This is a genomic window from uncultured Rothia sp. (assembly GCF_937976295.1).
Classification (GTDB): Bacteria; Actinomycetota; Actinomycetes; order Actinomycetales; family Micrococcaceae; genus Rothia.
In genome coordinates, this window is the sequence record NZ_CALJRY010000397.1 from 1 (window position 1) to 4,727 (window position 4,727).

Sequence of the window (4,727 nt, forward strand, 5' to 3'; positions counted from 1 at the left end):
GGGGATATGGCGCAGCTGGTAGCGCACCTGCATGGCATGCAGGGGGTCAGGGGTTCGAGTCCCCTTATCTCCACGTTTTCCTCGGTTGAGGAGCTTTTCGCCCGGTTCTTATGAATCGGGCGATTTTGCTATCTACCGGATATCCCGGGTAGTTGACAGCGTCGTTTAGTAGTTGAGGAGCCACTCATGGGTGCACACCACCACGGGCACGACCATTCGCATGCCCCGAGCCCGGAGGATGCCGCATCGATGCGTCCGCGCCTGCTGATTGCGTTCAGCTTGGCGGCGGTTATTGTGCTGGCGCAGGCGATCGGCTCGTTGGTCACGGGAAGTCTTGCGTTGCTGACCGATACGGCGCACGCGCTGGCGGATGCCTCCGGCCTGCTGGTGGCGCTCACGGCGGCTTCGCTGATGACGCGCCCGGCGACGTCCCGCCGCACGTGGGGTTTCCGCCGCATTGAGGTGCTTGCCGCTCTCGGCCAGTCGGTGCTGCTGCTGGCGGTGGGTATTTACGCGGCGGTGGAGGGCGTGCATCGCCTGTTTGCCCCGCCGGAGGTGCCCGGCACCGAACTGCTAATCTTTGGTGTGGTTGGCCTGGTGGCGAACGCTATTGGTATTGCGGTGCTGGCTACGGCGAGGAATGCGAACTTCAATATGCGCGCCGCGTTCCTGGAGGTGCTCAATGACGCCCTGGGTTCGCTGGGCGTGATTGTGGCGGCTATCGTGATTTGGCTGACCGGCTTCTACCAGGCGGACGCCCTTGCCGGTCTGTTCATTGCGGTGCTGATTGTGCCACGTGCGGTGCGTCTGATGAAGCAGACCACGGCGGTGCTCATGGAGTTCACCCCGGACGGCCTGGACCTGGACGCGATGCGTGAGCATATCTTGAGTGTTGACGGAGTTGTGGAGGTGCACGATGTGCACGCTTCGACGGTGGCGACCGGTCTGCCGGTGGTGACCGCGCACGTGGTGGTTGCCGATTCGTGCTTCCAAGACGGGTCTGCAGTGGTGATTCTGGACCGTATCCGTTCGTGCGTGGCGAGCCATTTTGAGGTGTCGGTGGAACACTCGACCTTCCAGCTGGAGACTGCCGAGCTGGGTGGTCGTGAGTCGGCTTCGATTCGCCACCCGTAAGCCACCTGACACCTTGCGTGTGCGATTTCTGCGTGCCGGAATAGTGGGGGAGAGGCGACCGTTATATACCGTTATATTTGCTGGCTTCACCACGCAAAAGATACACTCTTTAGGGAGCAAAAGGTGCTCCCCACCCACACATTTTGACAGGCTCGCCGGCGGGCGCATCCTGAAATTTTTGACGAGAACAACCACGATTAGTAGCAGATACGGAACACCATGCATTCACCTATTGCCACTTACCTGACCGAGACCCTCGAGTCGGTTGCTTCTGATACCTCCGGTGAGCTGGCAAACTACATTCCTGAACTTGCCGCCGTGGACCCGGACAAGCTTGCCGCGTCCATCGCCATGGTTGATGGTGAGCAGTACGCCGCCGGTGACTCCGATGTGGAGTTCACGATCCAGTCGATTTCTAAGCCGTTCGTGTACGCCCTCGCGCTCGCGGACCGCGGCTATGATGACGTGCTTGCGAAGGTGGGCGTGGAGCCTTCCGGTGAGCCTTTCAACGAGATGTCCCTGGAGGACGGCTCCGGTAAGCCGCTGAACCCGATGATTAACGCCGGCGCGATCACCACCCATTCGCTGGTGGGCCCTCCCGGGGCGACTCAGGGCGAGCGCATGGAGCGCGTCATTTCTGGTCTGTCTGCGTTTGCGGGCCGCCGCCTGTCGGTGAATGAGCGCGTGTACGAGTCTGAGCTGGAGCACGCGCACCGCAACTACGCGATTGCGCATATGCTGCGCGGCCACGGCATCCTGACCGGCGACCCGACCGTGACGGTGCAGGGTTATACCCGCCAGTGCTCGCTGATGGTGACGGTCAAGGATTTGGCGTTGATGGCGGCGACTCTGGCGAACTATGGTGTGCATCCGGTGACGGGTGAGCAGGTGGTTCCTAAGACTGTGGTGCGTCAGGTGCTGAGCGTCATGTTCACGTGCGGTATGTATAACGCGGCGGGCGACTGGGCGACCCAGGTGGGTGTTCCGGCGAAGAGCGGCGTGGGCGGCGGCATTATTGGTGCGGTGCCCGGCCAGCTGGGCGTGGCGACGTTCTCGCCGCGCCTGGACGGTCACGGTAACAGTGTGCGCGGTGTGGAGTTGTTTGAGCAGTTCTCTGATGACATGGGCATGCACGTGATGAATGTTCCGACGGTGGCTCGTTCGGCGTTGCGCGCGAACTACCAGATCGGTTCGGGGGACGAGTCGATGCGCCTGATTCAGTTGCAGGGCCGCATCCGTTTTGCGGGTGTGGAGCGCGTTATCCGTGAGATTGTGGAATCCCCGATGGAGGGTTCGAAGGTCGCCCTGGATGTGACGCGCGTGTACGCGGTGGATGAGGTCGCTCAGAGCATGCTGCTGGAGCTGATGCGCCGCCTGCGTAATGACGGGTACAAGGTGTATCTGATTGATAATGATGAGACGATTACGAACACGGATGCGCTGCGTAGCATGGGCGTGAAGGTTTTGACGAACCCGGCGGCGGTGACTTCTGCGGAGTCGGATGCTGAGCGTGTGGCTGAGGCTGACGCCGAAGAGGCTGCGGAGGCGGCGGCACTGGAAGCGGCGGCACTGGAGGCACTGAATGCGCTGGAGCCTGCTGAGGCGGAACAGTCCGCTGAGGTGCAGCAGCCGGTAGCTTCGGATTCCGAGTAGGTTTCTCTTCGCGTACCGGTTGTACGATTGCGCAATTGCGTGAACTTATAACTTATATGTTGAGGCCCCTTTCCCGGGCGCGTTGTGAATGCGTTCTGGGGGAGGGGCCTTGCTGTACTTAGATTTGCTGTGCTCAGAATTGCACCTTGCGCTGTAGTGGGAGCTGTACCTGGATTACCTGGGTTACTTGGATTACCTGGCGTGCGGGGGTAGCTTAGCGTGCCGAGCGTGGTCTTCAGTGAGTGAGTGGAACGAATGCGTGTAAAGGTTCTTTTATCGCGGCGTTATTACTCATACGTAATATTTTGAATTTTTCGATATCTAACAGTGGTCTCATCATACACTCATAATATGAACACTGTTCCACACTCAGAAACACCTATCGCTCCTCGTCAATCCGCTATCGTCAACCCCGCTACTGACCACACGGTATCGGGCGACTCTGCCCGCGCCTCCATAGGACGACGGGAACTGCTACACCACGTTGGTACCTTTGGTCTGGGCGCGGTGGGCTTCGGCGTGCTGGGTCTTGGCATGACCGGCTGCGCCCCGTCCGCGGCGGAAGGCACCCACGGAGTGTCGGCTGGCGGGTCTGCATCCGGTAGTGCTTCGGGTAGTGCCTCGGCGACTGCTTCGGCAAGCTCGGCGGCTACCCCGTCCGCATCTGCTACTGGCACGGCAACAGGTACTGCATCCCCGACCGCCGCGGCATCTGAGACTTCCACAGCTTCTGCGACTGCAGGTTCAGCCTCGTCAAACCCTGTTCCCGCGGCGCATGCCTGGACTGGCCCGCAGACCGGCCTGCCGGGTGAGGGCAAGTATATTGCGTGGACGGTCGATGACGGCGCCGACCCGGAGGTGGTGCGCGCCTACGCGGAGTTTGCCCACCGTACCGGAACGCGCCTCACCTTCTTTATTAATGGCCAGTACCCGGCGTTTAATCAGCATCGTGATCTGTTGTTGCCGCTGGTGAAGAGTGGTCAGCTGCAGATTGCGAACCATACGTATAGTCATGCGGCGTTGACGAGCCTGACGGATGAGCAGATTGTGCGTGAGCTGACCCGTAATGATGAGGAGATTGTGCGGCTTTTTGGGGTGTCTTCGAAGCCGTATTTCCGCCCGCCGTACGGGTATTATGATGCGCGCGTGTTGGCGGCTGCGGCGTCGTGTGGTTTTACGCGCCCGGTTCTGTGGTACGGGTCGTTGGCGGATTCTTCTAATATTTCTTCGGCTGAGGTGTATGCCTATGCGGAGAAGTATGCTTTGGCTCAGCATATTCTGATTGGGCATTTGAATTATCGGGGTGTGGTGTCTGAGCTGGACCGTATTCGGGGTTTGTTGGATCAGCGCGGGTTGACGACGGTGACGATTCGGGACTATTACGGGTGACCCCGGCGGGCTGGGGCTCATGCCGGTGGGTATACTGGGAGGCATGATGAAGCTTCCTCAGAACCCTATTCTTCGGCAGGTGCACCGTTTTCGTGAGGCGTTGCTGTTCCTGCTGTATTACACGGTCTCTTTTCAGGGGGTGCGCTTGATGCGTACGCGCCACCCGCGCTTGGCGACGGCCTGGTCGGTGACGTTGTGGCTGAAGATGGTGTTGCGTGGTATGGGTCAGCTGGTGCGTATGCTGGTGCCGGTCCTGCAGGATGCGGAGGCGCGCCGTGCCCGCGTTGAGCGTGCCCGCGCCTACCAGCCGCGCTAACCTGACCGGCTGAGTGACCGGCTGAGCTAACAGGACTAGGCTGATATGACGAAGCCCCCTTGTACTGAAAAGCACAAGGGGGCTTCGTTCTTAGTTTGGGCAGAAGCCTAATGCTTCTTCTTCGGCTCGCACGCCACGCCGTCACCATCAGAATCAAGACCAGGACGGTAACCCGGCTCGCCACGATGCAGAGGCGCCGCGCCAGCCGCACGAGCATCAGCGCATGTTTCGTAAT

The 4,727-nt window shown here is 60.3% G+C and carries 5 protein-coding genes and 1 tRNA gene; 5 read left to right on the top strand and 1 reads right to left on the bottom strand.

The features are described from left to right. The 5 genes from Q0216_RS10580 (at position 1) to Q0216_RS10600 (ending at position 4,492) form a co-directional block, all read left to right on the top strand. Positions 1–73: transfer RNA gene (locus tag Q0216_RS10580), tRNA-Ala, on the top strand. A 113-nt stretch (positions 74–186) separates the two neighbouring features. Continuing rightward, positions 187–1,134 carry a cation diffusion facilitator family transporter gene (locus Q0216_RS10585; RefSeq protein WP_298595329.1) on the top strand — a complete coding sequence of 316 codons (948 nt, stop codon included), beginning with the start codon at positions 187–189 and terminating at the stop codon, positions 1,132–1,134. A 219-nt stretch (positions 1,135–1,353) separates the two neighbouring features. Next, a complete protein-coding gene (locus Q0216_RS10590; RefSeq protein WP_298595331.1) occupies positions 1,354–2,787 on the top strand; it encodes a glutaminase in 1,434 nt (477 codons plus the stop codon). 351 nt (positions 2,788–3,138) lie between these two features. Continuing rightward, positions 3,139–4,176 (top strand): polysaccharide deacetylase family protein, encoded by a 1,038-nt coding sequence (locus Q0216_RS10595; RefSeq protein WP_298595333.1) that lies wholly within the window; start codon positions 3,139–3,141, stop codon positions 4,174–4,176. 43 nt (positions 4,177–4,219) lie between these two features. Then, complete coding sequence (locus tag Q0216_RS10600; RefSeq protein WP_298595336.1) at positions 4,220–4,492, top strand: hypothetical protein; 273 nt, start codon at positions 4,220–4,222, stop codon at positions 4,490–4,492. 107 nt (positions 4,493–4,599) lie between these two features. Here the strand turns inward: Q0216_RS10600 and Q0216_RS10605 are convergent. Further along, positions 4,600–4,727: excalibur calcium-binding domain-containing protein (locus Q0216_RS10605; RefSeq protein ID WP_298595339.1), on the bottom strand; the 128-nt coding region annotated here is incomplete at its 5' end.